The following is a 25,918-nucleotide window of genomic DNA, read 5'->3' on the forward strand; positions in this document are numbered from 1 at the left end:
CCGCTCCGGTCGTGGCCGACTGGTCGCGGTTCCTGCCGCTCAGCTCCGGAGCCTCGGTCGACGAGTCGGGGGTCAGCAACGACTGGCGCCCGCTCGTCGCGGACCGGCTCGACCGGCTCGCCGTCCTGGCCGCCTCCCCCTCCTTCGCGGAGGGCGGGGCGGCCAGTGCCGTCTCCACCCCTCTTCTCGGCGCCCTCGTCGTGCGGCTCTCCAGCAGCACGACGCAGCGGCTCGCCTCCCGCCTCGGCGCTCGCGAGGCCGCCGATCCTCCCGCCCCGGCAGCGCTGCCGGCGGCGCTCACCGCCCTCGCCACCGCCCGCCGCGCCGGCCGCGGCCCCACCGGCGTCGCCGAGCTGGTCGAAGCGGTCCGGGTCGAGCTCGCCCTCGCCCCCGAGACCGTGCTCCCCGAGCGCGTGTCCGGCGCCGTCGCGCTGGACCGCTCCCTCCGCGCCCCGCTCGCCATCCGCGCGGCGGCCCGCGGCAGCTCGCTCGTGCCGACCGACGCCTCCTGGTCGCTCGGCTCCGGCCCCGCCGTCCGCGCCCCGGCCGGCGAGATCCTTCGCTTCCTGCTCGATCTCGGGCCGTTCCCCACTCAGTCCGGCTGACCAGGGGCCGACCTTGCCTGCTCGGGCTCAGCCTCTTCCCGTTCGAGCTCAGCCACCCGGCGTCGCTATACGAAGAAGGAAGAGGCGCTCGCCACCTCGCATCACGGTTTCGAGGCGAGCAGGAATCCGACGAAGGAGCTGGGCACTTGCCGTCCCCGGCACGCAGACGGGACGCGCCACGATACACCCATACACAAGAGGTGGCACAATGCACTCCATGAGCAGCCGCAACCTTTCCCGTCAGGATCTCCTCGCACTGCGCGGACTCGTCAACACTCTCCATTCGCTCCTGTTGGCAGAGATCGTCGACAGTCACGCGGTCGGCAGAATCAGGATCTCGCTACGAGACAGTGGACTCCTCGGCGGAACGGAAGTCACAGATCCGGCCGACATGGACATCCGTCAAGCGCTCGAGGATCTCTTCCACCGGATGCTCTACGTCCTCCATGAAACGGACGAGCTCGGCAACCATCACCCCGTCTGGTCGGGTGACGAAGCGAGAGAGTCCGACGCTTCGTGACCTTCCGATGTCAGCGGGTTCTCCGCTGACAATCCGCGTGGAGTGAAGCTCAATCCCTGCCAATGCTCGTTCATGACAGGCTGATCCTCATCGCGGGGAAGATGATGAAAGCTGCTTTGAAGCCAGAGTATCGGCTCGGTCAGTTGCTCCTCATTCACATAGTCGATGAGAGAACGGCCACAGTGCGGCGTGGTGTTGCCCGCTGCCAGCAGCTCGCACGGGCGATTCTGGGTCACGATCAGGTCGTGCTCCGCGTATTCAGCTCCCGGGACACTCTGGTACGAGTCCCTGTTCTGCAGATCGATGTCGTATCCGACCGCATGAGCATCAGAGTTGAGGACCTTCTCGTTGGTCAACCGCCAGGAGTGCCTCAGACTGCTTCGCGTCGCCGTTTCGACGCGTATCGGCGAAGCGGTCGTCGTTACCTTCGACCCTTGCATTGAATAGCTGATTTCGTCCAGCCGCAGGGAAGTCGGGGAACCGAGATCGAATTGCACGCGCCAGAAGATGTTGTGGAAGTGGGCGAGACGCTTGTCCTTAACACCCTCACCGAGTGGAACCGAGTTCGTATCGTCGCCGAGGAAGGACGGGGCGAGTCTGCCGCCCGCTCCGACGCTTGGACGCATCGAGCCGTCGTCACAGAGCGTCCAGCGATTCACGTAGGTGTACCAGTCCACCGGCGTCATCGTAAAAAGGTCGAGACACTGCCCGGGCTGCGAATGATTCCCGGAGTCGAAGCTATCGTCGGACCATGCGTACCGCAGATTGTCTCGAATCAGCGTCGCGCAGAGAAGCGGTCGACCGTTGCTCTCGATCTCACCATCCGGGCAGTCTGAAGGGCGGAGATCCACCGTGTGGGATCCGAAGGCGGGCATGTCCAGTTGGCCGTGCTCTCCGTCGTCATAGGGTACGTGGATCTGCGCTAACGCCGCCTCGGCGAGGACGGTGTGGCGATCCGCGTCCGGAGCGGTGAATTCGACACGCGAGAGCGTCAGCCCGACCATCGGCTCGTCCGCCCAGCAGAGGGACCACTGCGAACCAGCATCGAATGTCCGTGTGAGAGCGTGCGAGCCTGCACCGCAGGTCGAACCGAAGACGTCTGCATCGATGTCCGCGACGTGGCTCGGAAGGCACCCCGTCAGGAGAGCTAGAGCGGCCGCGCCGAGGATGAAACCCCGATGGCACTGCCACTTCCCTGCAGTCATCGCTAATTGCACTTGCGATCAGAAGCGCCGCCGGTCGCAGTTCCGACGACGCACATCACCGTGTTGGTTCGCTTGAAGTCGAACAGCCGTGTCCGGAAGTACGTGTCTTTGAAGGTGTCGCTGTGAGACTCCTGCTCCACCCCGTCAGCTGATTCGAGCCGACATGTCCACGTTCGCGTCCTGACGGGATGGAAGCCGGTGCCGACGCACTTGTAGTCGTACTGGCTCGTCTCAGTGTTGTAGTAGAGCGTCACGGTCACGGAACCTCCCGCGGCTTCGGCCTGAGACGCATTGAGCGCCAGCCCTCCCGCGATCGCTAGCAAAGAGGCGCCTACCGCCGTCCATATTTTCGACAAGCTCCGCCGCCTGGCGATCTTCAGTTCAGTCACACTTCTCTCTCTTCCTGGTCATACACGGGTCGACCATCGGGGAAGACGTCCTCGACGGCCTGAGTGGGCCGAGGCTTTCTCGTACCAGCCCTGCGGGTATTGAATACTCGTATGGTCCTCAAAGCAACCACTCAAGGTTTTTGGCGCGAAACATCGCTTGACGCGGCGAACTGGCGCAGCTGAATTCTCGGTCGATGCCCGCCGTAGCATCGGAGGATGACGCCCTCACTGCCGAGAAGCTCCCCCTCCGCCCACGCCCTCGATGCCGGTGGCGTCCTCGATCTGCTCGACGCGATCGAGGCCGCTCCCGGCGTCGAGCTGCACGGCCTGATGGTCGTGCACGCCGGCGCCGTGATCGCCGAGGGCTGGTGGGCGCCGTACTCGGCCGAGCGGCTGCACCTGCTCTACTCGCTCAGCAAGAGCTTCACCGCCGCGGCGGTCGGCCTCGCGGTGGGCGAGGGCCTCGTCGATCTCGACGCGACCGTCCTCTCCTTCTTCCCGGAGCTGGAGGCCGAGATCACGGATCCGCGGTCACGGGCGATCCGCGTCCGCGACGTCCTCGCGATGGCCAGCGGCCACTCCGCCGAGACCATCGACCGGGCGCGAGAGCTCGATCCCGTCGACATGGTGCGCGGCTTCCTGCTGCTGCCGCCGGAGCAGGAGCCGGGCAGCGTCTTCGCCTACAACCAGCCCTGCACCTTCGCCGCCGCCGCGATCGTCCAGCGGGTGAGCGGTCTGCCGCTGACCGAGTACCTCCGCCCGCGGCTGCTCGACCCGCTGGGGATAGGCGTGGTCGCCTGGATCCGCGACGCCTCCGACCGCGAGATCGGCTTCAGCGGGCTGCACACCACGACGGAGGCGGCCGCCGCGCTCGGTCAGCTCTACCTCCAGGACGGGCGCTGGGGTGACGCGGCGATCCTCTCGCCGGAGTGGGTCGCCGAGGCGTCGACCGCCCACGTCGCCACTCCCCCGGCCGACTCCCCCGACTGGGAGCAGGGCTACGGCTTCCAGTTCTGGCGCTCGCTGCACGGCTACCGGGCCGACGGCGCCTACGGGCAGTTCAGCCTGATCCTGCCCGAGCACGACCTCGTCGTCGCGATCACCGGGCAGAGCACCGACACCGGCGCACTCCTCGCCGCGGTCTGGGAGCACCTGCTGCCCGCGGTCGGCCTCGGCTCGACCGCTGAGGCCGACGCGCGACTGCTCGAGCGCCTCGGCTCGCTCGGGCTCGCGCCGCTCCCCGCGCTGCCCACGGCTCCCGAGCCCGGGCGCTTCTCGCCTGCGGCCGGATCGGCGATCCGCTCGCTGACCGCGCTGGAGATCGCGGGCGACACGGCCGGCTGGACCCTCGCGCTGATCGAGGGCGAGGAGCGGTTGCTGCTGGCCCCCGGCTCCGGCGAGTGGACCGTCACGGACGCGTTCGCGGCGAGCGCCGGCGCCGGCGAGGGCGGGGCCCTCCTGGTCGACGTGCTCTTCCTCGAGACGCCGCACCGCCTGCACCTCGTGCTCGACCCCACCGCCGGCACCTTCGCGGCGCACTGGGAGACGGAGCCCCTGCACGACGGCCCGCTCGCGCAGCTGCGCGCCCCGCGCTCCCTGCTGGCCGAGTAGCCCCGCCGGGGCGTATCGGGACCCGCCGCGCTCAGCAGCCCCGGCCTGCAGACCCGACCCCTGACGGTGGTGGATCTCGATACGCCCGCTCCGCGGGCTACTCGATCAGCATGAAGTCCCCGCCGCTTGGTCGGCGGACCTCGGGACACACGCGCATGCTGGTCGAGCAACCCCGCAGCGGCGTATCGAGACCCACGGCCACCAGCGGAGCAGCGCCGACCCCTCGCTTAATGTTGACGTCGCCATGTACGGTCGAGAAGCGGTGTTTGCGTGAACATCGGTCCGGCGTGCAAAGGAGCACAGCATGAGTCCTCGACAGCGATCCGTGGCGGCGGGAGTGGCGGCCCTCCTCGCGGCGGTCCTCCTCGGAGCGGGAGTGTCGCCCGCGGCGGCCGCCCCCTCCGGAGTGGTCACCGACCCGAACGACGGCGTCCCGCGGACGAGTCCGCCGCCCGTCTACACCGACTACCCCGCGATCCAGGACCCGGGCCGCGCCGCCGCCGACTACTTCCAGCCCTCCTGGTACGACACCGACGGGCGCCACATCCAGGCGCACGGCGGCCAGATCGTCACCGCGCAGGAGAACGGCGAGGAGGTGCAGTACTGGTACGGCGAGGACCGCACCAAGGGCTACTGGAGCAGCCCCGGCGTCGCCGTCTACCGCTCGACCGACGGCCACAACTGGGAGAACAAGGGAGTCGCGCTGCGCAGCGTCGCCACTCCCGACGACCTGAAATCCCCCTACTTCGACGCCCTCTACGACACCGTCGACGACGCCGGCCGGCCGCGCGCCGACCGCATCGCCGAGCTCGACTACCACCTGGACACCACCCAGTCCTCGCCGAACACCGCGATCTTCGAGCGGCCCAAGGTGCTCTTCAACGAGAAGACCGGCAAGTGGGTCATGTGGTGGCACTCCGACGGCCGGATCACCCCCGGCGGCAGCACCTACGCGCGGTCGATGGCGGGAGTCGCGACCTCCGACAGCCCGACCGGCCCCTTCACGATGCAGGGCGTCTACCGGCTCTACAACCGCTCGAACTACCAGGCCTGCACCACCTCCGCGGTCCCCGGCCAGGCGCGCGACATGACCGTCTTCCAGGACGAGGACGGCACCGCGTACATCTCCTACTCCTCCGAGGAGAACTACTCCCTCTACATCGCGAAGCTCGACGCGGACTACACGAACGTCGAGCGCACGACCACGACGGACACCCTCGACGCCGGCCAGTACTCGGCCGACGGCACGTATCCCTACGTCTTCGCCGACGGGAAGGCCGGAGCGCCGATCCGCGGCACCGACTTCCAGATCGTGAAGGAGTGCGGCCACCTCGAGGCGCCGGCGATCTTCGCGAACGGCGGGAAGTACTACACGATCGCGTCCGGAGCGACCGGCTGGGCCCCCAACCCGCAGACCTACTACACGGCCGACTCGATCCTCGGCTCGTGGATCCGCGGAGTGGAGAAGGGCGACGTCAACGAGAACGTCGCCTACAACGCGATCCCCGAGGGCGGCGACGGACTCCTCTCCGTCGGCGACACCCGGAAGACCACCTTCGGCTCGCAGTCGACCAACGTGCTCACCCTCGCGCCCGGCAAGTACGTCTACATGGGCGACCGCTGGGCCGACGGCGAGTCCAACTCGAACTACGTCTGGCTGCCGATGACCATCGGCGAGAACGGCCGCCTCGAGATGCGCAACCCCGCCGTCGAGGACCCGGCGCGCTGGGCCGCGGGCTGGAACGAGTCCTACTGGGACGACAAGGGCGTCGGAGCCGGCACCTGGTCGGTCGTCGACGACCGCCTCCCCGATGCGGTGCGCCGGAACGCCGACGTCGCCGCCGTCCTGCCCGCGACGGTCTCGGTGAAGACCGACACCGCCACCCGCGACGTCGCGGTCACCTGGGCGCCGACCGGCCCCGCACTCCTCGGCACGCTGACGGTGACGGGCACGCTCGCCGCCGACTCCGAGTTCGCGCGCGGCCGCAGCTTCACCCGCACGATCGAGGTCGCGGAGCCCGGGATCGCGAACCTCGCGCCCGGCGCCTCGCTGACGGTCTCGAGCCGCGCGGACCTCGCGCCGACGCTGATCGACGGGAACGTGAAGGCGAAGGGCTGGGACGACTGGACCGGCACCGGCTATCCCCGCGACAGCCGGCTCGCCTTCTCCTGGAGCAGCCCGCAGAACCTCGACTCGGTGACGGTGCACGCCTTCAAGGACGGCGCGACGGCCACCTGGCCCTCGCGCATCGAGGTCGAGTACCAGGTGAACGGCGCCTGGACCACGAGCACCGTCGCCGCGACCCTCTCGCAGGCCGCGACCGACGCCGCGCCGACGGTCGCCCTCGACCTGTCCTCGCTGCCGGACACCACCGGCCTCCGCCTGCACCTGACGAGCGCCGCGAACACCTGGCAGTCGATCGCCGAGGTGCAGATCTGGGGCACCGCGCCGCCCGTGAACGTCTGCCGCGTGAAGGGCGCCGCCGTCTCGGCGTCGTTCAGCCAGACGAAGTGGGCGACCCTGCCCGCCGGCAACGCCTGCGACGGGAGCGTCGCGACGGCGTGGTCGACCTGGACCGACCAGGCGTTCGCCGGCAGTGCGGACTTCACGCTGACCACCACGGAGGCGCACCGCGTCGCCGGGCTGTCGTTCACGAACACCGAGGGCACGCTCGCCTCGGTGAGCATCGCGTACCGCGGCACCGACGGCGTCTGGCGCCCGACGTCCGCGCAGAACGTCGCTCCGGCGGCGAACGGCGCGCTGACGACGATCCCCTTCACCGCGGTCGACGCCACGGGGCTGAAGCTCAGCTTCTCGACGCCGAACTCGTACTTGAAGATCACCGAGATCGTCGTGCCCGAGGCGGCCGCTCCCGCTCTGAAGGTCCCGGCCGTCGTGTCCTCGCGCTGCATCGCCGGCAAGGCGGTGCTGTCGGTGACGGCGACCAACGGCGAGACCGCGCCGATCGGCGTCACCGTCTCGTCGGCGTACGGGCAGAAGACCTTCGCGAGCGTCGCGGCGGGCGCGAACGCCAGCCACAGCTGGACCACCCGCCAGGCGTCGATGCCGTCCGGCGAGGTCACCGTCACCGCGACGTCCGGCCCGTCCACCCTCGAGCAGAAGGTGAGCTACCCGGCCCGCACCTGCTGACGGCCCGCTTGCATGCTGGTCGAGTAGCCGCGCAGCGGCCCCGTCCATGCTGGTCGAGTAGCCGCGCAGCGGCCCCATCCATGCTGGTCGAGTAGCCGCGCAGCGGCGTATCGAGACCCACCGCCCTTAACAGGCAGGCCTGCAGACTCGTCCTGCTGACGCGCGTGGATCTCGATACGCCCGCTCTGCGGGCTACTCGATCAGCATGAACTGCCGCCCTCGCCTGCTGAGCCGCAGCCCACTCGCATGCTGGTCGAGCAGCCGCGCAGCGGCGCCCCTCATGCTGGTCGAGCAGCCCTGCAGGGGCGTATCGAGACCCACCGCCCTCAACAGGGCGGGTCTGCAGACTCGCGTTCTGACGGTGGTGGATCTCGGTACGCCCGCTCCGCGGGCTACTCGATCAGCATGGACCCATGCTGGTCGATTAGCCGCGGCACGCGGCGCATCGAGACCCACCCACCGGCTGCACCCGGAAGCGGGGTCTCCCCCGCCGTCCCCGCACTGATAGGAATCTCGAGTCGGCGCACCGCCGCGGCCGGCAGAACGGGAACCTCAGTGATCCGCACCACCCGCGCCGTCCTCGCGACCGCGGTCCCCACCGCCGCCCTCGCGCTGAGCGTCCTCCTCGCCACGGCGGCCCTCGCTCCGGAGGCGGTCAACGCACCGGAGAGCACGCCGACCTCCGCGCCCGTCCCCGTCCCGACGGCGACCGCCTCCTCGACGACGCTGCCGTGGCCGTCGTCCGCCACGCGCAGCGGCCGCGACTCCGACACGGACGCGGCGACCGCCTGCTGCACGGTCCCGCCGGCCGAGAGCACCGCCGCCACCGCCGCACCGGTGGAGGACGACGACCCGGACGTCTCCTCCGACGGCGCCACCCCCACCGCGACTCCCGCGCCCCAGGACCCCGAGCGCCTCCCCGAGCAGCAGGACGCCGGCGGCGTCGACGTGGGCGTCAGCATCGACCCGCCGACCGCTCCCGGAGCCCTCTCGATGACCGTCGCCGACTCGCCCGCCACGCTCGTCGAGTCCGGCTCCACCCCCCTGCGCCGGCGGTTCCTCGGCGCCCTGCCCACCGTCACGGTCACCGACACCCGCGACCCCGCGCAGAGCCCGGCCGCCTCCGGCTGGTACGTCCTCGGCACCGCGAGCGACTTCACCGGAGCGAGCGGCGCCTCGATCGGCGCGGCGCACCTCGGCTGGACCCCGGAGCTCGCCGGCTCCGGCGGCGCGGTCTCCGCCGGCCCCCGCGTCTCCGGTGTCCTCGACGGCGGCTCGGGCGTGCGCGACGCGGTGCTCGTCGGCGCCGACGACGACTCCCCCGCGCAGGCCGGATCCTGGTCCGCGACCGCGGACCTGATCCTCGCCACCGAGCCGACCGTCGCCGCGGGCGCCTACCGTTCGACGCTCACCCTCTCGCTCTTCGAGTGAGGCCCGCGCGGGTCCCGCGCGCCGCGTCCTGCACCCCGCAGGGCGGTCGTGCCCTCAGTCCTGCGCGACCGCGACCGTGACGACGAGCGCCGAGTGCACCACCGGCTCCGAGACCGCGAGGTAGCCCTCCGCGCCCTCGATCCACGCCTCCGTCGCGCCCTCGCGGGTGCGGAAGAGCACCGCGTCCCCGCTCGAGGATCCGCGGCCGTCGGCCTTGGTCACGGCCCGGGTCCGCAGCTCCTGCAGCACCTGCTCCGCGCTCGCGCTCCCGGACGCGATCCGCTCGCGCACCGCACGGGTCCGGGCGGCGGCGATGCCGATCCCGCGACCGGTGGCCAGCGCGGCGACGACGGCGCCGTCGCAGTGGGCGATGCTGATCCGCATCCGCTCGAGCGCCGGGTGGTCGCCGCCGAGCACCGGGCGGCCGTGCGGCCCGCCGCACTGCTCGCAGCGCGCGTCGACGCGGACGTCGAGCGGATCGATCCCGAGCGTCTCGGCGGCGAGCTCGCGGACGAGCACCCGGCCGAGGAGGAAGCCGTCGCGCGCCTCACGGCGGCCGGTGGCCTCGTAGCGCAGGCGCTCGGCGAGGGTGAGCAGCCGGAGCATCCGGTGCCGGGCGGAGTCGAGCACCTCGGGGCGCGCCCAGCGCAGCTGGACGTCGTCGGTGGCGAGAAGAGGGAGACCGGTCATGCGCCGCACGGTACGCCGCGCAGGCGACATCGGCGTGACGGGCCGGTGGCCGGGCGGCGTCCGGGCGGACACAGCCGGGGAGCATCCGCGTCGTCTTGAATGGGGCGGGTGCAGACGTTCCTCCCCGTCCCTGATCTCCGCGCGAGCGCCCGCGCCCTCGACAGCAAGCGGCTCGGGAAGCAGCGGATCGAGACGCTGCAGATCATGCGCGCGCTCACCGTGCCCGGCTACGGCTGGCAGCACCACCCCGCCGTGCGGATGTGGCGCGGCTACCGGCCGGCGGTGATGGCCTACCAGCGCGAGACCTGCGCCGCCTGGACCGACCGCGGCTACACCGACACCTGCCTCGAGAAGACCGAGGCGGCCCTGGCGCTCGACCCCGAGGACGCCGCGCGCTACCGGGCCGGCGAGATCGAGCTGCCGCCCTGGTTCGGCCGCGACGACGTGCACCTCTCGCACCGCTCGAAGCTGGTGGAGAAGGACCCGGAGCACTACGCGCCGCTCTTCCCGGACACCCTGCCCGGGCTCGACTACGTCTGGCCGGTCACCGGCTGACGACCCGACGCAGGGGCCCGATCCGGACGCCCGCCGACGCTCGAGCGGAGCACGGAGTGCGCTTCGCCCGCGCACAGGCCCTTTTCAGGCCCCGGACCGGCCCTTCGTCATTCCGGGGTCTCGGGTTAGTCTGTCGGGGTTGACCCGGCGCAGATGGGCGTCCGGGGCGTCGGCGGCGGCCGTCGCGATGATCGGGGGTTACCCGAAGGAGAAGGTTTGGCGTCCGACAGCAGGACAACCGGTGGCGTGATCAAGGCGGTCGTGGGCTTCCTCGGCATGAGTGTCGTGGCAGGAGTCCTCGTGACCGCCACCGTCACTCCTGCCGTGGCGATCGCCGGCGTCGCCGCGAACCAGTCCATCGGAGTGTTCGACGGTCTCCCCGAGTACCTCGAGGTCGACAAGCTCTCCGAGAAGAGCAACATCTACGCGACCCGCGCCGACGGATCCCCGCAGCTGCTCGCCTCCTTCTACGTCGAGAACCGCATCGAGGTCCCGCTGGACCAGATCTCGCAGTTCGCCAAGGACGCCGCCGTCTCCGGCGAGGACCCCCGCTTCTACGAGCACGGCGGAGTCGACCTCCCCGGCACCCTGCGCGCCGTCGCGCAGACCTACGTGCTCGGCAACGACACCCAGGGCGGCTCCTCCATCACCCAGCAGTACGTGAAGAACGTGCTGGTCGAGAAGGCCGTCCGCAACATCACCGACGAGGCCGAGCGCGCCGCCGCCATCGACGCCGCGACGCGCACCTCCCCCGAGCGCAAGCTCCGCGAGATGAAGCTCGCGATCGGCCTCGAGAAGGAGTACTCGAAGGACCAGATCCTTCAGGGCTATCTGAACATCGCCTTCTTCGGCGGCACCACCTACGGCATCGAGACCGCCGCCAACTACTACTACAACACCACCGCCGCGAACCTCACCGTCGCCCAGGCCGCGAGCCTCATCGCGATCGTGAACAACCCGGCCGTGCTCCGCCTCGACCAGCCGGACAACCCCGACAACGGCGCCGCGAACGGCTACCTGCGCAACAAGGACCGCCGCGACTACATCATCGGCAAGATGCTGGAGGAGGGGAAGATCTCGCAGGAGGATCACGACGCCGCCGTCGCGTCGCCGATCGAGCCGCAGATCACCGAGCCGAGCACCGGCTGCTCCACCGCCGGCGACGCGGGCTACTTCTGCGACTACGTCACGAACATCCTCAAGAACGACAAGACGTTCGGCGACGACGAGGACACCCGCTGGACGAACTTCCGCCGCGGTGGGCTCGACGTCTACACGACGCTCGACGTCGACCTGCAGAACGCGGCCGTCGCCGCGGTGAACGCGCAGGTCCCGCAGACCTGGAACTTCGACGTCGGAGCGGTCTCCGTCAGCGTCGAGGTCGGCTCCGGGCGCGTCCTCGCGATGACGCAGAACAAGAAGTACTCGCAGGACCCGGACGTCCTCGCGGCCGACCCCTCCTACAGCGCCATCAACCTCAGCACCGATCAGGCCTACGGCGGCTCCTCGGGCATCCAGCCCGGCTCCACCTACAAGCTCTTCACCCTGGTGGAGTGGCTGAAGGAGGGGCACAGCATCAACGAGTCCGTGGACGGGACCCGGAAGGCCATCTGGGGCAGCTTCGAGGACTCGTGCGCACCCGGAGGGACCAACTACGCCGGAACGACCAGCGCCAAGAACGACGAGGGCGGTAACGGCCAGGTCGGCACCGCCGTCGATTTCACCAAGACCTCGCTCAACACGGGCTTCGTCGGAATGGCCCGCGAGCTCGACCTGTGCGCCATCCGCAACACGGCGGCGGACATGGGCGTGAAGCGGGGCAACGGCGAGGAGCTCGAGCACAACCCGTCGTCCGTGCTCGGGACCAACTACGTGTCCCCGCTCTCGATGGCCGGCGCCTTCGCCACGATCGCGTCCGGCGGATCGACCTGCGACTCGATCGCGATCGACAAGATCGTCGACGCGACCGGAGCCGAGCAGCCCGTCCCTGCAGCGAACTGCCGCCAGTCGATCGACCGCAACGTCGCCGCGACGGCGGCGATCGCTCTGCAGTCGACGTTCTCCGGCGGCGGCACGGCCTTCCAGTCGCGGACCGGCGACGGAGTTCCGCTGATCGGCAAGACCGGTACCACCGATGACGCGATGGCCACCTGGATGACCGGGGCCAGCACCCGCGTCGCGACGGCGGTGGGCGTCTTCAACATCAAGGGCGACGCGAACCTCCGCCTCGGCCGCTTCTCCTTCGACTCCGGCTCCGCGGCCACGGCGCGGCACCGCATCTGGCCCGTCGTGATGCGCGCCGCCGATGCGCGCTACGGCGGAACCGCCTTCCCCGAGGCCGACGGCTCGCTGCAGGTCGTGCCGCGCGTCAACGTCCCCGACGTGACCGGCCTCTCGGTCGGTGACGCCCGGGCGAAGCTCGAGTCGGCCGGCTTCAGCGTGAGCGAGGGCGCCGCCGAGGCGAACTCCGCCGCGTCGGGCACCGTCGTCCGCCAGAGCCCCTCCGGCACCGCGACCCGCGGCACCACGGTGACGATCATCCCGAGCTCGGGTCCCGCGCCCGCCCCGGCCCCGACCGCGGATCCCGCCGCTCCAACCGCCCCCGCTGCCGGTCAGCAGACGGTGCCGAACGTCGTCGGCCAGGACCTCGAGACCGCCAAGGCCGCGTTCGCCTCGGCCGGCTTCTCGAAGATCACCCTGTCCTGCACGGAGAACGGCAACGCCCCCGACGCCGGCCAGGTCACCGGCCAGGACCCCGCCGGCGGCACCGGCGTCTCCCCCGACGCCACCCTCCGCGTCGCCATCACCGCCAAGAAGTGCCCGTAGCCCCCGCCTCCGGCACGTGAAACCGCCTCCGGCTCGCAGAACCCCCCGGTTCCCGCGAGCCGGAGCCGTTTCCGCGTGCCCGAGCTCGAGCCCGAGCCCGAGCCGAACGATCGACCCGCCCCCGCCTGCATGCTGGTCGAGTAGCCCCGAAGGGGCGTATCGAGACCCACCGTCCCCAGCACGCCAGGTCTGCAGACCCGGCTTCAGACTTCGGCGGATCTCGATACGCCCGCTTCGCGGGCTACTCGATCAGCATGGACGTGGTGCGGCCGAGCCTGCAGCAGCACCGCGAGCATGCTGGTCGAGTAGCCCCGCAGGGGCGTATCGAGACCCACCGTCCTCAGCAGGGCGGGTCTGCAGACTCAGCTTCTGATGCCGGTGGATCTCGATACGCCCGCTCCGCGCGCTACTCGATCAGCAAGAGAGAGCGCCGCATCACCCGCGGCCGCGCAGCGCGCCGACGATGGCGACCGTCGCGTAGTGGACGATCAGCGCCGCGATGCCGAAGCAGGCCAGGCCGCCGCTCGCCTCCGACCACGGGCGGTGCGCGTCGGTCATGCTGCCGGGCATCACGATGTCGAGGGCGAAGAAGCCGACCGCGAGTCCGAAGCAGACGAAGCTGATGACCAGGAGCGCGCGGACCGCCTTGCCGACCGGGTCGTAGTAGCGCGGGTTCGTCATCGTGCCTCCGGTTCTCGTCCCTCGTGTCTACCCACCCGCGCCACCCCTCGCAACCACTCGACACCGGCCCCCGCACCGCCCCCGGACGCACGGAACCCCCGGCCTCCCCCTCCGCGAGATGCCACTTGTGCACGCGACACGCCGTGAAAAGCGTGCACAAGTGGCATCTCGCGGGAGGGACGCCGGGGGCGTCCGCTCACCAGAAGGTGCGGGGTCAGGCTGCCAGGGGGAGGGTCGCCTTCGAGGTCACGACGAGGTCGCCGGCGACGGCGTCGACGCGGACGGCGCCGCCGTCGGTCACGTCGCCGGAGACGAACAGGTCGGCGATGCGGTCGTCGACCCAGCGCTGCACCAGGCGGCGGAGCGGCCGGGCGCCGTACTGCGGCTCGTAGCCGTGCTCGGCGAGCCAGTCGACCGCGGCCTCGGAGACCTCGAGCGAGACCTCGCGCGAGGCGAGCCGCGCACGGCTGGCCTCGAGCACCAGCCCGACGATCTCGCGCAGCTGCGCACGGCCGAGCCGGCGGAAGAGCACGATCTCGTCGATCCGGTTGAGGAACTCCGGCCGCATCGCCTCGCGGAGCCGGCCCATCACGCGGTCGTGCAGGTCCTTCTCCGAGGCGAAGCCCTCGGCCGACTCGTCGCTCTGCGCGACGAAGCCGAGCGCGCCGGAGCGCGAGGCGAGGAACTCCGACCCCAGGTTCGAGGTCATGATGATCACCGTGTTCCGGAAGTCGACCGTGCGGCCCTGACCGTCGGTCAGGCGTCCGTCGTCGAGCACCTGCAGCAGCAGGTTGAAGACGTCCGGGTGCGCCTTCTCGATCTCGTCGAAGAGCACGACCGAGTACGGGTTCCGGCGCACGCGCTCGGTCAGCTGACCGGCCTCGTCGTAGCCGACGTACCCGGGAGGGGAGCCGACCAGCCGCGAGACGGTGTGCCGCTCGCCGAACTCGCTCATGTCGAAGCGGATCACCGACTGCTCGTCGGCGAAGAGCGAGCCCGCGAGGGTACGGGCCAGCTCGGTCTTGCCGACGCCGGTCGGGCCGAGGAAGAGGAACGAGCCGACGGGCCGCGAGGAGTCGCCCATCCCGGTCCGGCTGCGGCGCACGGCGCGGGCGACCGCGGCGACCGCGGCGTCCTGGCCGATGACGCGCCGGTGCAGCTCCGTCTCGAGCTGCGCGAGACGGTCGCGCTCCCCCTCGGTCAGCCGCGACACCGGGATGCCTGTGGCACGGGCGACGACCGCAGCGATCTCGGCCTCGCCGACGACCGCCTCCTGCGAGACGGCTCCCCCGGCGGTCGCCGCATCGAGCGACGCCTGCACCGCGGTGATCTCGTCGCGCAGGCGCGACGCCTCCTCGTAGTGCTCGGCCGAGACGGCCGCGTTCTTGTCGCCCTCGAGGGTGGCGAGCCGCGCGAGTAGCGCGTCGGTGTCGACCCCCGCGCCGAGCTTCAGGCGCAGCCGCGCGCCGGCCTGGTCGATCAGGTCGATCGCCTTGTCGGGCAGCACCCGGTCGGGCAGGTAGCGGGCGGAGAGCTCGACGGAGGCGCGCAGGGCGTCGTCGGTGAAGACGACGCGGTGGTGCTCCTCGTAGGCGCCGCGGAGGCCGTGCAGGATCGCGACGGCGTCCTCGATGCTCGGCTCGCCGATGCGGACCGGCTGGAACCGGCGCTCGAGGGCCGGGTCCTTCTCGATGCTGCGGTACTCCTTGAGGGTGGTCGCACCGATCAGGTGCAGCTCACCGCGGGCCAGCCGCGGCTTGAGGATGTTCCCCGCGTCCATGCCGCCCTCGCCCGCGCCACCGGCGCCGACGACGGTGTGCACCTCGTCGATGAAGACGATCAGCTCGCCCGAGTGGGCCGCGATCTCGTCCATCGTCGTGGTGAGGCGCTCCTCGAAGTCGCCGCGGTAGCGGGTGCCCGCGAGCATGGCGGGCAGGTCGAGCGAGACGACGCGCTTCTCGCGCAGCTGCTCCGGGACCTCGCCGGCCACGATCGCGCGGGCCAGGCCCTCGACGACGGCGGTCTTGCCGACGCCGGCCTCACCGACGAGCACCGGGTTGTTCTTGGTGCGACGGCTGAGGATCTCGACGGCCTGCTCGATCTCCTCGGAGCGGCCGATCACCGGGTCGAGCCGGCCCTCGCGGGCGAGCTCGGTGAGGTCGGTGCCGAACTTGTCGAGCATCGGGGTCTCGGACGCGGGTGCGCCCTGCTCCGGGACGGTCTGCTCGCCGGCGACGGTCTCGCGCAGGCCCTGGGTGAGCGCCTCCGCGGTCACGCCGGCGCGGGCGAGGACCTGCCCGGCGGGCGCGTCCTGGCCGAGCACGAGCGCGAAGAAGAGGTGCTCGGGGTCGATGTAGGTCGAGCCGCTGGAGCGGGCGACCTGGTAGGAGTGGAAGAGCGCACGCTGGGCGCTCGGGGTGATGGTCGCCGCGTTCTGCGAGGCCGGGGCCTCGCTCGCCTGCGGCAGGCGCGCCTCCGTGGCGGTCGCGATGGCGCCGGGGTCGACGCCGATGCGGCGGACCGCCTGCGACACGGCCTCGTCGTCGACGAGGACCCGCAGCACGTGCAGGGCGTCGAGCTCGGTCTGGCCGCGCTCGAGGGCGAAGCGCCCTGCGGACTGCAGGATGCTCTGGGTGCGTGCGCTGAGGAAGCGGCTGAGGTCGATGGACCGCGCCGCGCGGGCGCGCTCACCGTCGAGGTAGCGGGCGAGGAAGTCGTCGAACGAGCTCGCTCCGGCCTCGTTGTAGTTGTCGGGCACCAGTCCTCCTGAAAGAGTTGAGTCACTTGCACTCAAGTTCAACGCAGGGGGCCCTCCCCTATTCCCACCCGCGAGATGCCACTTGTGCACGCCTCTCACGGCGTGTCGCGTACGCAAGTGGCATCTCGCGGAGAGGGCGGTGTGGTGCGACAGCAGGTCTGTGGACGACGCGCCGGGCCCCGGGCCGTCAGTACGGTCGAAGGATGAGGAGTCAGGCTGCGGACGAGATGCGCTCGAGTGCTGCCCGATCCCGTGCGCCGTCCATCGACGACAAACAGCGATGCCGTGACCGCCTCCTCGCCCTCGCGAGCCGATTCGGCATCACCGCGATCTCCGTCGTCGGCTCCGTCACGGCAGGCGCGGCCACCGGCACCAGCGACGTCGATCTCGTCGTCGATGCAGAACCGGACGCGACCTACTTCGCTCTGGCGGCCTTCGCCCTCGAAGCGGAGGCCCTTCTCGGTCATCCCGTCGACGCGGCCTTCCGCTCCGGCTTCAGATGCGGGCGGGACGACGACGTCTTTCGCGACGAAGTACAGCTGTGACAGTCCGCGAGATGCCACTTGTGCACGCCTCCCACGGCGTGTCGCGTACGCAAGTGGCATCTCTCGGAGAGGGGGCAGACGGAGAGGAGGCACGGACCCTGTCCGGTCCGTGCCTCCCTGTGCGCCGACGCGCGTTTCTCCGGGGTGGGAGCTCTAGGGGACGATGTGGCCCGCGGCGCGGAACAGCTCGTACCACTCCGGCCGCGTGAGCGGCAGGTCGGAGCCGAGGGCTGCATCGCGCACGCGCTGCTCGTTCGTCGTGCCGAGGACGACCTGCATCTTCGCCGGGTGGCGGGTGATCCAGGCGGTCGCGACGGCGAGGGGCGGGACGTCGTACTGGGCGGCCAGGCGGTCGAGGACCGCGTTCAGCTCGCCGTACTCGGGGTTGTCGAGGAAGACGCCGGTGAAGAAGCCGCTCTGGAACGGCGACCAGGCCTGCACGGTGATGTCGTTGAGGCGGCAGTAGTCGAGGATGCCCGCGTCGCGCATCACCGACTGGTCCTCGGCGATCATGTTCGAGGCCACGCCCTGCGCGATCATCGGCGAGTGCGTGATCGAGAGCTGCAGCTGGTTCGCGACGATCGGCTGGTTCAGCGACTTCTTCAGCAACTCGATCTGGTACGGCGTCTGGTTGGAGACGCCGAAGTGCTTGACCTTGCCGGCCGCGTGCAGCTCGTCGAAGGCGCGGGCGACCTCGTCGGGCTCGACCAGCGCGTCGGGGCGGTGCAGCAGGAGCACGTCGATGTAGTCGGTGCGGAGCGCCTTCAGCGAGCCCTCGACCGACTGCATCAGGTGCTCGTACGAGAAGTCGAAGTACGGGCCGTCGCCGACGATGCCGGCCTTGGTCTGCAGGACGACCTGCTCGCGCTCGGACGGGGTGAGCGCCAGCGCCTCGGCGAAGCGCTCCTCGCAGCGGTGCAGCTCGCCGCCGTAGACGTCGGCGTGATCGAAGAAGTCGATGCCGGAGTCGCGGGCGGTGCGGACGAGGTCGCGGATGGCGTCGTCGGTCATGTCGGGGATGCGCATGAGGCCGAGGACGACGTTCGGGGAGTCGAGGCCGGAGGCGCCGAGGGGGACGTGCTTCAAGGGAGTGCTCCTTCGTTGGATACCTCGACCACGGTACGGGCGCCGCCTGTGCGCCGTCCAACAGGGGGTGCTGGTGCGATTCATGCGCCGGAGTGGTGAATCGAGCGCCTTGCCGGGGAGAGGCCTCGGTGGGAGGCTGCCGCCATGACGATCGAGGTGCGTCCGGCCACCGTCTTCGACGACCTGGCGACGATGAACGGCCCGAAGCGGCCCGACGCGAGCGTGTGCTGGTGCCTGAGCTACCGGCTGCTCTCCTCCACCGAGAACAACGCCCTGCGTGGTACGGCTCGCGGCGAGCGGATGCGCGAGCTCGTCGCGCAGGACCCGCCGCCCGGCGTCCTCGCCTACGACGGCGGCGAGGTGGCGGGCTGGGCCGCCGTGCACCGCCGCGCCGACACCAGCTACGCGAGGAACCGGAGGATCCCGCACGTCGACGACCTGGACGTCTGGAGCGTCTGGTGCATCCGCGTCCGCCCCGGCTTCCGCAGGCGCGGGATCTCGCACGCCCTGCTCGCCGGCGCCGTCGACTTCGCCCGCGCGCACGGCGCCCCGGCGATCGAGGGCTACCCCGTCGACAACGCCGGTGTGAAGGTCGAGCAGACGATGGCCTACGTCGGCACCCGCGCCCTCTTCGAGAAGGCCGGCTTCTCGCACGCGGCCGACACGACCTCGGTGCTGAACGGCTTCCCGCGCGTCGTGATGCGGCTGCCGCTGAAGTGATCGCGCCGACAAGCAGTGGTGGCCGCGCTTCATGCTGATCGAGTAGCCCGCGCAGCGGGCGTATCGAGATCCACCAGCGTCGGACGATGGTCTGCAGACCCGCCCTTCTGAGGACGGTGGGTCTCGATACGCCCCTTCGGGGCTACTCGACCAGCATGTGACTCGCCCCTGCGGGGCTACCCGACCAGCATGTGACACGCCCCTGCGGGGCTGCTCGACCAGCATGCGACTCGCCCTTGCGGGGCTGCTCGACCAGCATGAAGAGTCGCCCGCGGGCGTCTCGGGCCCGCTCCGCTTCCCGGAGACGAGGAACGGCTCCTCGCCCGGAGGGGAGGAGCCGTTCGCCGTGGAGGCCGGGACGTGGTGTCGACGCCTAGAAGTCCCAGTCCTCGTCCTCGGTGTTCACGGCCTTGCCGATCACGTAGGAGGAGCCGGAGCCCGAGAAGAAGTCGTGGTTCTCGTCCGCGTTGGGCGAGAGGGCCGACAGGATCGCGGGGTTCACATCGGTGACCTGCTTGGGGAACATCGGCTCGTAGCCGAGGTTCATCAGGGCCTTGTTGGCGTTGTAGTGCAGGAACTTCTTGACGTCCTCGGTCAGGCCGAGCTGGTCGTAGAGGTCCTGGGTGTACTGCGCCTCGTTGTCGTAGAGCTCGTAGAGCAGCGAGAACGTGTAGTCCTTGATCTCGTCGCGCTTGGCCTGGTCGACCAGCTCGAGTCCCTTCTGGAACTTGTAGCCGATGTAGTAGCCGTGCACGGCCTCGTCGCGGATGATCAGGCGCACCAGGTCCGCGGTGTTGGTGAGCTTGGCGCGCGAGGACCAGTACATCGGCAGGTAGAAGCCCGAGTAGAAGAGGAACGACTCCAGCAGCGTGGAGGCGACCTTCCGCTTCAACGGGTCGTCGCCGCGGTAGTAGTCCATGACGATGGACGCCTTCTTCTGCAGGTTCGGGTTCTCGACCGACCAGCGGAACGCCTCGTCGATGTCCTGGGTGTTCGACAGGGTCGAGAACACCGAGGAGTACGACTTCGCGTGCACCGACTCCATGAACGCGATGTTCGTGTAGACGGCCTCCTCGTGCGGGGTGAGCGCATCGGGGATCAGCGAGACGGCGCCGACCGTGCCCTGGATGGTGTCGAGCAGGGTCAGGCCCGTGAACACGCGCATCGTGAGCTGCTGCTCGTCGTGGGTCAGCGTGTTCCACGACTGGATGTCGTTGGACAGCGGGACCTTCTCGGGCAGCCAGAAGTTGCTCGTCAGGCGGTTCCAGACCTCCACGTCCTTGTCGTCCTGGATGCGGTTCCAGTTGATGGCGTCGACGTGGCTGACCAGCTTGAGCTTCTCAGGGGGAGTCATGATCTCTTCTTCGTGCGGATAGGTCGTTCGAGACTGTCGGGGGATCGACGGGGGACGTTACAGCATGCAGCTGACGCAGCCGTCGACCTCCGTGCCCTCCAGCGCGAGCTGGCGGAGACGGATGTAGTAGATGGTCTTGATGCCCTTGCGCCAGGCGTAGATCTGCGCGCGGTTGATGTCGCGGGTGGTCGCGGTGTCCTTGAAGAACAGCGTCAGCGAGAGGCCCTGGTCGACGTGCTGCGTCGCCGCGGCGTAGGTGTCGATGATCTTCTCGTAGCCGATCTCGTACGCGTCCTGGTAGTACTCCAGGTTGTCGTTCGTCATGAACGGCGCCGGGTAGTAGACGCGGCCGAGCTTGCCCTCCTTGCGGATCTCGATCTTCGACGCGATCGGGTGGATCGAGGACGTCGAGTTGTTGATGTACGAGATCGAGCCGGTCGGCGGGACGGCCTGCAGGTTCTGGTTGTAGATGCCGTGCTCCATGACCGAGGCCTTGAGCGCGCGCCAGTCGTCCTGGGTGGGGACGGCGATGCCGGCCTCGGAGAAGAGGCGGGAGACGCGCTCGGTGGCGGGCGCCCACTCCTTCTCGGTGTAGGTGTCGAAGAACTCGCCCGAGGCGTACTTCGAGTCGGCGAAGCCCTCGAAGGTCGTGCCGCGCTCGATCGAGATGCTGTTCGACGCGCGCAGGGCGTGGAAGAGCACCGAGTAGAAGTAGATGTTGGTGAAGTCGATGCCCTCCTCGGACCCGTAGTGGATCCGCTCGCGGGCGAGGTAGCCGTGCAGGTTCATCTGGCCGAGGCCGATGGCGTGCGACTTGTCGTTGCCGTCCTCGATCGAGCGCACCGAGGTGATGTGCGACTGGTCGGACACCGAGGTGAGGCCGCGGATCGCGGTCTCGATGGTGCGGCCGAAGTCGGGCGAGTCCATCGTCAGCGCGATGTTGAGCGAGCCGAGGTTGCAGGAGATGTCCTTGCCGATGCTGTTGTAGGAGAGGTCCTCGTTGTAGGTCGTGGGGGTGTTGACCTGGAGGATCTCGGAGCACAGGTTGGACATGTTGATGCGGCCCTTGATCGGGTTCGCCTTGTTCACCGTGTCCTCGAACACGATGTAGGGGTAGCCCGACTCGAACTGGATCTCCGCGATGGTCTGGAAGAACTCGCGCGCCGAGATCTTGGTCTTCTTGATGCGCGGGTCGTCGACCATCTCGCGGTACTTCTCGGAGATCGAGATGTCGCCGAAGGGCAGGCCGTAGACGCGCTCGACGTCGTACGGGGAGAAGAGGTACATGTCCTCGTTGTTCTTCGCGAGCTCGAACGTGATGTCGGGCACGACGACGCCGAGGGAGAGCGTCTTGATGCGGATCTTCTCGTCGGCGTTCTCGCGCTTGGTGTCGAGGAAGCGCAGGATGTCCGGGTGGTGCGCCGAGAGGTACACCGCTCCCGCACCCTGGCGGGCGCCGAGCTGGTTCGCGTAGCTGAAGCTGTCCTCGAGGAGCTTCATCACGGGGATGATGCCCGAGGACTGGTTCTCGATCTGCTTGATCGGCGCGCCGGCCTCGCGGATGTTGGAGAGCGAGAGGGCGACGCCGCCGCCGCGCTTGGAGAGCTGCAGCGCGGAGTTGATGCCGCGGGCGATCGACTCCATGTTGTCCTCGATGCGGAGGAGGAAGCAGGAGACGAGCTCGCCGCGCTGCGCCTTGCCCGTGTTGAGGAAGGTGGGGGTCGCGGGCTGGAAGCGGCCGGCGACGATCTCCTCGACGAGGGCGATCGCGAGCTTCTCGTCGCCCTGGGCGAGGCCGAGGGCCGACATGACGACGCGGTCCTCGAAGCGCTCGAGGTAGCGCTTCCCGTCGAAGGTCTTCAGCGTGTACGACGTGTAGTACTTGAAGGCGCCGAGGAAGGTCGCGAAGCGGAACTTCTTCGAGTACGCGAGGTCGTTCAGCTCCTGGATGAAGTCGAACGAGTACTGGTCGAGGACGGCCTTCTCGTAGTACTCCTTCTCGACCAGGTAGTCGAGGCGCTCCTTGAGGGAGTGGAAGAAGACGGTGTTCTGGTTGACGTGCTGCAGGAAGTACTCGCGCGCCGCCTCGCGGTCCTTGTCGAACTGGATCTCCCCGTTCGGGCCGTACAGGTTCAGCATCGCGTTGAGCGAGTGGTAGTCCATCTGCGCGGCGTCCCGGGGGGCGTCGATCACTGCTGCGTCCAAAACGAGTCCAATCCTTCGTCGACGGCGCGGACGTCGTCGGGTGTGCCGAATACTTCGAAACGGTAGAGATGCGGCACCTCGCACTTGCGGGCGATGATGTCGCCGGCGAGGCAGTAGGCCTCGCCGAAGTTGGTGTTGCCGGCGCCGATGACCCCGCGGAGCAGCGCGCGGTTGCGCGGGACGTTCAGGAAGCGGATGACCTGCTTGGGGACCGCTCCCCCGCCGTTGCCCCCGCCGTAGGTGGGGAGCACGAGCACGTACGGCTCGTCGACGTGGAGGGTGTCGATCGCGGCGCCGTCCCGCCGGGAGTGCAGGGGGATCTGCTGCGCGGGCCGCCCGAGCTTCTGCATGAAGCGGTGGGTGTTGCCCGAGCTGCTCGAGAAGTACACGAGTCCGCTCATCGCGCGCCTCCCCCGTCCTTCCGTCGTCCGCCCTCGCGGGCGCTTGCGGACCCGCTCTCGCGGATCCTCCGCCGGCCCGGGGCAGAACCTGCGCACCCGGACCGGCGAAGCTGTGTGCTCTGCTCCTGCCGCTGCATCACCGTCAGCACCCGCTCTGAGGCGGCTGGACGGTGAGCTGCAAGGCGGAGGAGGAAGCCGTAGCGGCGCTACGGCGCCCGACGACAACGCCGCAGATCGCCGTTCAGACGGCTCAGAGGGCGGAGATCTTGTCGGGGCGGAAGCCGGACCAGTGATCGTCGTCCGTGATGACGACCGGCGCCTGGAGGTAGCCGAGGGCCTTGACGGCGTCGAGGGCCTTCTCGTCGACGGAGAGGTCGAAGATCTCGTAGTCGATGCCCTTGCTGTCGAGGGCCCGGTAGGTCGCGGTGCACTGCACGCAGGAGGGCTTGGTGTAGACCGTCACAGCCATGGGTGTCGTCCTTTCGGAAGGAGGTGTCCCGAGGGCCGGATCCGGTGCCGCGCCGGGGGTCCGGGCGGGCGGGGAGGCGGTCGTGGGGAGTTCTGATGTGGAGTGGTGCGGGGCGCTCGGAGACCGAGCGGCGGTGCCGGTGGGCCTCTCGGCCCGACCTGCTCAGCAATACTACATATAGTGGGCGGCCCGGCGGCAGCCCACTAGGAGTAGTAGTTACATCCGTGTAGTTATCCACCGGTCCTCCCCCGATCCATCCACAGGCCGGGGGCCGCGGACCCGCGGAAGGACGCGGATCTTCCGGAGTTATCCACCGCTGTGGACAGTCGCGATCCGTTCCCTGGGTACAACGCTCCCCGGCGTGTCGGCATGCCCGACATGCGGGTGCCGGAGCGCACGCCGACCACTACATCTAGGGGTCGGGGTGCTGCGAGGTCCATGACTCGACGCTACGGCCGACCACCGACATCCGCGGGTGCGGACAGGCGCCGCCGGGGCGGCCGCGACGGGGTCTCCGCGCAGCCCTCACGCACCACCACGAGCACTCAGGCAGCCGCACCGGCGGGGCCGACACCGGCCGCCGCGCGCCGTCAGGACGCGCGGCGCGCCAGCTCCGCCGCGACCGCGCGCAGGTGCGGCAGCGGGTCGGCGATGGCCGCCGCCGCGGACCCCGCCGCCTCGGTGAGCGAGCCCGCCGCGGCGAACGCGGTGACCGGCGCCTGGATCGCCCCCGCGACCAGCATCGTGCGGGCGCCCGCCGCCTCCGCCAGCCCGAGCAGGTAGGAGGGGACCTTGCCCGCCATCGACTGCGCGTCGAAGCGCCCCTCGCCGGTGAGCACGACGTCGGCGCCGGCGACGAGGGCCGGAAGCCCGAGCGCCTCGCCGACCGCGGCCGAGCCGGGAGCCAGCCGCGCTCCCCAGGCGAGCAGGCCGAAGCCGGTGCCGCCGGCCGCGCCGGTGCCGGCCTCCTCCGGGTCGGCGTCGAGGTGCGCGGCGAGGTGGCGCAGGCCGTCGTCGAGGCGGAGCACGTCGTCGAGGCTCGAGCCCTTCTGCGGTCCGAAGACGTGCGCGGCCCCGGAGTCGCCGAGCAGCGGGTTGGTGACGTCGCTGAGGATGCGCGCGCCGCCGGCGGGGACCGGGCGCAGCGCATGCCGGTCGACGACCGCGAGCTCGTGCAGGGCGCCGCCGCCGTCGCCGAGGTCGTGCCCCGAGACCGTGAGGAAGCGCGCGCCGAGCTCGCGCAGCGCCCCGACTCCGCCGTCGGTCGAGGAGCTGCCGCCGATCGCGAGCAGGAGCGCCTGCGCGCCGGCGTCGAGCGCGGCGGCGATCGCCCGGCCGAAGCCGCGGGTGTGCGCAGTGAGCGGGCGCAGCGGATCGAGCAGCGTGATGCCGCTCGCGGAGGCGAGCTCGACGACCGCGGTGCCGTCCGGCAGCAGCAGCCAGGCCGTCTCGACCGGGCGGTCGTCCGGGCCGACCACGGTGAGCGCGTGGCGCTCCGCCTCCGGCACCGCGACCGCGAACGCGTCGACCGTGCCCTCGCCGCCGTCGGCCATCGGCGCGAGCACCAGCTCGTCGTCCGGCCGCTCGCCGCGCCAGCCCTCGGCGAGTGCCTCCGCCACCTCGACGGCGGTGGCCGACCCCTTGAAGGAGTCGGGCGCGATGATCACTCTCAGGGCTCCGCTGCTCATGCGCTCCAGTCTGGCAGCGCGCCGCACGGACGCCCGCCTGTGGAGAACTCGAGCGAGGAGGGCCCACTACCGGGCACTCTGCTGCGATGCGCCGACCGACCCCTCTCCCCCGCGAGCTCGAGGGACGGCCGTTCTCAACCGCTCGTGCCGACACGGAAGGGGTGTCGGGAGCGCGGCTGCGCGCGACGGACCTCGAGGCGCCCTTCTCCGGGGTCCGCGTGCCCCGGGGATCGGCGACGACCGTCGCAGCACGGGCGCGAGCCCTCTCGACGGTGCTCGGAGACCGGGTCGTCTTCAGCCACCTCACCGCCGCCAGGCTCTGGCCGCTCGAGCTGCCGCGCGAACAGGACAATGAGCCGCTCCATGTGGCCGTCCGCCACCCGGGGCGAGCGCCGAGGCGCCGCGGCGTGGTCGGCCACGCGATCGCGGATCCGGAGGTGCGCGCCGTGGTTCGGCACGGACTCCGGTTGACCGACGGCGCGACCCTGTTCTGCCACCTCGCGCCGATCCTCCGACTCGAGGACCTGGTGGCGGTCGGCGACGCGCTCGTCCGCGAGCCGTTCCGCCAGGTCGCGGGAGATCGTCGGCAGTGGGTCGCCCGCGGCGCCCTCGAGGCTCGCGTCGCCGCCTACCGCGGACCGGGAGCTCCCGCAGCCAGGCGGGCGCTGACGCTCGTCCGCTCGGGTGCGGAGTCGCGGAAGGAGACGGAGTTCCGGCTGGCGCTCCTCGGGGCCGGCCTGCCCGAGCCGGAGCTGCAGGTCCCGGTGCACGAGGCGGCCGGCTTCATCGGACGGCTGGACACGCTCTACCCGCGCTGGAAGGTCGGCGGCGAGTACGAGGGCGACCAGCACCGCACGGACCGGGTGCAGTGGGACCGCGACCTGATCCGCTACGAGCGCCTCGCGGCCGCCGGCTTCTCGATCGTCCGCGTCGCCGCGGCCTCGTTCCTGCGCGACCCCGCCGGCTGCGCCGCCCGCGTGCGCGCCCGCCTCCTCGACGCGGGCTGGCGCCCCGACCTGTGACCCGTT

General features: G+C 70.3%; 21 protein-coding genes. 10 read left to right on the forward strand and 11 right to left on the reverse strand.

Features of this window, described 5'->3' with window-relative positions; genetic code table 11:
• Positions 1-11: 11 nt before the first annotated feature.
• Together C1I64_RS11725 and C1I64_RS11730 are read left to right on the forward strand one after the other, a co-directional pair.
• Positions 12-605 carry a hypothetical protein gene (locus C1I64_RS11725; protein ID WP_127887326.1) on the forward strand — a complete coding sequence of 198 codons (594 nt, stop codon included), beginning with the start codon at positions 12-14 and terminating at the stop codon, positions 603-605.
• 217 nt (positions 606-822) lie between these two features.
• Entirely contained in the window at positions 823-1,125 is a 303-nt protein-coding gene (locus tag C1I64_RS11730; protein WP_127887327.1) for a hypothetical protein, read from the forward strand.
• On the opposite strand, the gene C1I64_RS11735 is transcribed toward C1I64_RS11730, so the two are convergent.
• A complete protein-coding gene (locus C1I64_RS11735) occupies positions 1,077-2,129 on the reverse strand; it encodes a copper amine oxidase (protein ID WP_164874528.1) in 1,053 nt (350 codons plus the stop codon). The two genes, C1I64_RS11730 and C1I64_RS11735, sit on opposite strands and share 49 nt — an antisense overlap.
• 203 nt (positions 2,130-2,332) lie before the next feature.
• Complete coding sequence (locus C1I64_RS11740) at positions 2,333-2,719, reverse strand: hypothetical protein (protein ID WP_127887329.1); 387 nt, start codon at positions 2,717-2,719, stop codon at positions 2,333-2,335.
• Between the two features lie 216 nt (positions 2,720-2,935).
• Between C1I64_RS11740 and C1I64_RS11745 the strand changes: the two genes are divergently transcribed.
• The 3 genes from C1I64_RS11745 (at position 2,936) to C1I64_RS11755 (ending at position 8,912) form a co-directional block, all read left to right on the forward strand.
• Positions 2,936-4,330, forward strand: coding sequence for a serine hydrolase domain-containing protein (locus C1I64_RS11745; protein ID WP_127887330.1), 1,395 nt, complete (start codon positions 2,936-2,938; stop codon positions 4,328-4,330).
• Positions 4,331-4,634: 304 nt separating this feature from the next.
• Complete coding sequence (locus tag C1I64_RS11750; RefSeq protein WP_127887331.1) at positions 4,635-7,481, forward strand: glycoside hydrolase family 43 protein; 2,847 nt, start codon at positions 4,635-4,637, stop codon at positions 7,479-7,481.
• 555 nt (positions 7,482-8,036) lie between these two features.
• The gene (locus tag C1I64_RS11755) at positions 8,037-8,912 is read left to right on the forward strand and encodes a hypothetical protein (RefSeq protein ID WP_127887332.1); all 876 of its coding nucleotides are present in this window, start codon (positions 8,037-8,039) and stop codon (positions 8,910-8,912) included.
• A 54-nt stretch (positions 8,913-8,966) separates the two neighbouring features.
• Here the strand turns inward: C1I64_RS11755 and C1I64_RS11760 are convergent, their stop codons facing one another.
• Positions 8,967-9,602, reverse strand: a complete 636-nt coding sequence (locus C1I64_RS11760; RefSeq protein WP_127887333.1) for a 4'-phosphopantetheinyl transferase family protein — start codon at positions 9,600-9,602, stop codon at positions 8,967-8,969.
• A gap of 99 nt (positions 9,603-9,701) precedes the next feature.
• On the opposite strand from C1I64_RS11760, the gene C1I64_RS11765 reads away from it, so the two are divergent.
• Positions 9,702-10,157: an MSMEG_6728 family protein gene (locus C1I64_RS11765; RefSeq protein WP_244209459.1), complete on the forward strand. Its 456-nt coding sequence runs from the start codon at positions 9,702-9,704 to the stop codon at positions 10,155-10,157.
• Positions 10,158-10,373: 216 nt separating this feature from the next.
• Positions 10,374-12,983 carry a transglycosylase domain-containing protein gene (locus C1I64_RS11770; protein WP_164874529.1) on the forward strand — a complete coding sequence of 870 codons (2,610 nt, stop codon included), beginning with the start codon at positions 10,374-10,376 and terminating at the stop codon, positions 12,981-12,983.
• Between the two features lie 435 nt (positions 12,984-13,418).
• Here the strand turns inward: C1I64_RS11770 and C1I64_RS11775 are convergent, their stop codons facing one another.
• Both C1I64_RS11775 and C1I64_RS11780 read right to left on the reverse strand, forming a co-directional pair.
• Positions 13,419-13,664: a hypothetical protein gene (locus C1I64_RS11775; RefSeq protein ID WP_123447765.1), complete on the reverse strand. Its 246-nt coding sequence runs from the start codon at positions 13,662-13,664 to the stop codon at positions 13,419-13,421.
• Positions 13,665-13,878: 214 nt separating this feature from the next.
• Positions 13,879-16,422 (reverse strand): ATP-dependent Clp protease ATP-binding subunit, encoded by a 2,544-nt coding sequence (locus C1I64_RS11780; protein ID WP_127887336.1) that lies wholly within the window; start codon positions 16,420-16,422, stop codon positions 13,879-13,881.
• A gap of 203 nt (positions 16,423-16,625) precedes the next feature.
• Between C1I64_RS11780 and C1I64_RS11785 the strand changes: the two genes are divergently transcribed.
• A complete protein-coding gene (locus tag C1I64_RS11785) occupies positions 16,626-16,967 on the forward strand; it encodes a nucleotidyltransferase domain-containing protein (protein ID WP_127887337.1) in 342 nt (113 codons plus the stop codon).
• A 153-nt stretch (positions 16,968-17,120) separates the two neighbouring features.
• On the opposite strand, the gene C1I64_RS11790 is transcribed toward C1I64_RS11785, so the two are convergent.
• Complete coding sequence (locus C1I64_RS11790; protein ID WP_260300739.1) at positions 17,121-18,053, reverse strand: aldo/keto reductase; 933 nt, start codon at positions 18,051-18,053, stop codon at positions 17,121-17,123.
• A gap of 144 nt (positions 18,054-18,197) precedes the next feature.
• Here C1I64_RS11790 and C1I64_RS11795 point away from each other — a divergent pair, with 144 nt between their 5' ends.
• On the forward strand, positions 18,198-18,773 hold the full coding sequence (locus C1I64_RS11795; RefSeq protein WP_127887338.1) for a GNAT family N-acetyltransferase: 576 nt from the start codon (positions 18,198-18,200) through the stop codon (positions 18,771-18,773).
• A gap of 373 nt (positions 18,774-19,146) precedes the next feature.
• On the opposite strand, the gene nrdF is transcribed toward C1I64_RS11795, so the two are convergent.
• The 5 genes from nrdF to C1I64_RS11820 form a co-directional block, all read right to left on the reverse strand.
• A complete protein-coding gene (gene nrdF / locus C1I64_RS11800) occupies positions 19,147-20,127 on the reverse strand; it encodes a class 1b ribonucleoside-diphosphate reductase subunit beta (protein ID WP_123447769.1) in 981 nt (326 codons plus the stop codon).
• A gap of 57 nt (positions 20,128-20,184) precedes the next feature.
• On the reverse strand, positions 20,185-22,290 hold the full coding sequence (gene nrdE, locus C1I64_RS11805) for a class 1b ribonucleoside-diphosphate reductase subunit alpha (protein ID WP_123447869.1): 2,106 nt from the start codon (positions 22,288-22,290) through the stop codon (positions 20,185-20,187).
• Positions 22,291-22,316: 26 nt separating this feature from the next.
• Complete coding sequence (gene nrdI, locus C1I64_RS11810) at positions 22,317-22,733, reverse strand: class Ib ribonucleoside-diphosphate reductase assembly flavoprotein NrdI (protein WP_127887339.1); 417 nt, start codon at positions 22,731-22,733, stop codon at positions 22,317-22,319.
• Between the two features lie 250 nt (positions 22,734-22,983).
• Positions 22,984-23,202 (reverse strand): glutaredoxin-like protein NrdH, encoded by a 219-nt coding sequence (gene nrdH / locus C1I64_RS11815; protein ID WP_123447771.1) that lies wholly within the window; start codon positions 23,200-23,202, stop codon positions 22,984-22,986.
• A gap of 590 nt (positions 23,203-23,792) precedes the next feature.
• Entirely contained in the window at positions 23,793-24,890 is a 1,098-nt protein-coding gene (locus tag C1I64_RS11820) for a glycerate kinase (RefSeq protein ID WP_127887340.1), read from the reverse strand.
• Between the two features lie 446 nt (positions 24,891-25,336).
• Between C1I64_RS11820 and C1I64_RS11825 the strand changes: the two genes are divergently transcribed.
• A complete protein-coding gene (locus C1I64_RS11825; protein ID WP_208645118.1) occupies positions 25,337-25,912 on the forward strand; it encodes a hypothetical protein in 576 nt (191 codons plus the stop codon).
• The last annotated feature ends 6 nt before the right edge of the window (positions 25,913-25,918 follow it).

The organism is Rathayibacter festucae DSM 15932, assembly GCF_004011135.1.
In the GTDB taxonomy this organism is placed as follows: Bacteria; Actinomycetota; Actinomycetes; order Actinomycetales; family Microbacteriaceae; genus Rathayibacter; species Rathayibacter festucae.

Excerpts from the sequence above, each read along its gene's own strand:
- C1I64_RS11750 (WP_127887331.1), top strand. The coding sequence starts at position 4,635 with ATGAGTCCTCGACAGCGATCCGTGGCGGCGGGAGTGGCGGCCCTCCTC.
- nrdI (WP_127887339.1), bottom strand. The coding sequence starts at position 22,733 with ATGAGCGGACTCGTGTACTTCTCGAGCAGCTCGGGCAACACCCACCGC.
- C1I64_RS11765 (WP_244209459.1), top strand. The coding sequence starts at position 9,702 with ATGGGGCGGGTGCAGACGTTCCTCCCCGTCCCTGATCTCCGCGCGAGC.
- C1I64_RS11820 (WP_127887340.1), bottom strand. The coding sequence starts at position 24,890 with ATGAGCAGCGGAGCCCTGAGAGTGATCATCGCGCCCGACTCCTTCAAG.
- nrdE (WP_123447869.1), bottom strand. The coding sequence starts at position 22,290 with ATGGACTACCACTCGCTCAACGCGATGCTGAACCTGTACGGCCCGAAC.
- C1I64_RS11735 (WP_164874528.1), bottom strand. The coding sequence starts at position 2,129 with ATGGTCGGGCTGACGCTCTCGCGTGTCGAATTCACCGCTCCGGACGCG.
- nrdH (WP_123447771.1), bottom strand. The coding sequence starts at position 23,202 with ATGGCTGTGACGGTCTACACCAAGCCCTCCTGCGTGCAGTGCACCGCG.
- nrdF (WP_123447769.1), bottom strand. The coding sequence starts at position 20,127 with ATGACTCCCCCTGAGAAGCTCAAGCTGGTCAGCCACGTCGACGCCATC.
- C1I64_RS11730 (WP_127887327.1), top strand. The coding sequence starts at position 823 with ATGAGCAGCCGCAACCTTTCCCGTCAGGATCTCCTCGCACTGCGCGGA.
- C1I64_RS11795 (WP_127887338.1), top strand. The coding sequence starts at position 18,198 with ATGACGATCGAGGTGCGTCCGGCCACCGTCTTCGACGACCTGGCGACG.
- C1I64_RS11775 (WP_123447765.1), bottom strand. The coding sequence starts at position 13,664 with ATGACGAACCCGCGCTACTACGACCCGGTCGGCAAGGCGGTCCGCGCG.
- C1I64_RS11745 (WP_127887330.1), top strand. The coding sequence starts at position 2,936 with ATGACGCCCTCACTGCCGAGAAGCTCCCCCTCCGCCCACGCCCTCGAT.
- C1I64_RS11760 (WP_127887333.1), bottom strand. The coding sequence starts at position 9,602 with ATGACCGGTCTCCCTCTTCTCGCCACCGACGACGTCCAGCTGCGCTGG.
- C1I64_RS11785 (WP_127887337.1), top strand. The coding sequence starts at position 16,626 with ATGAGGAGTCAGGCTGCGGACGAGATGCGCTCGAGTGCTGCCCGATCC.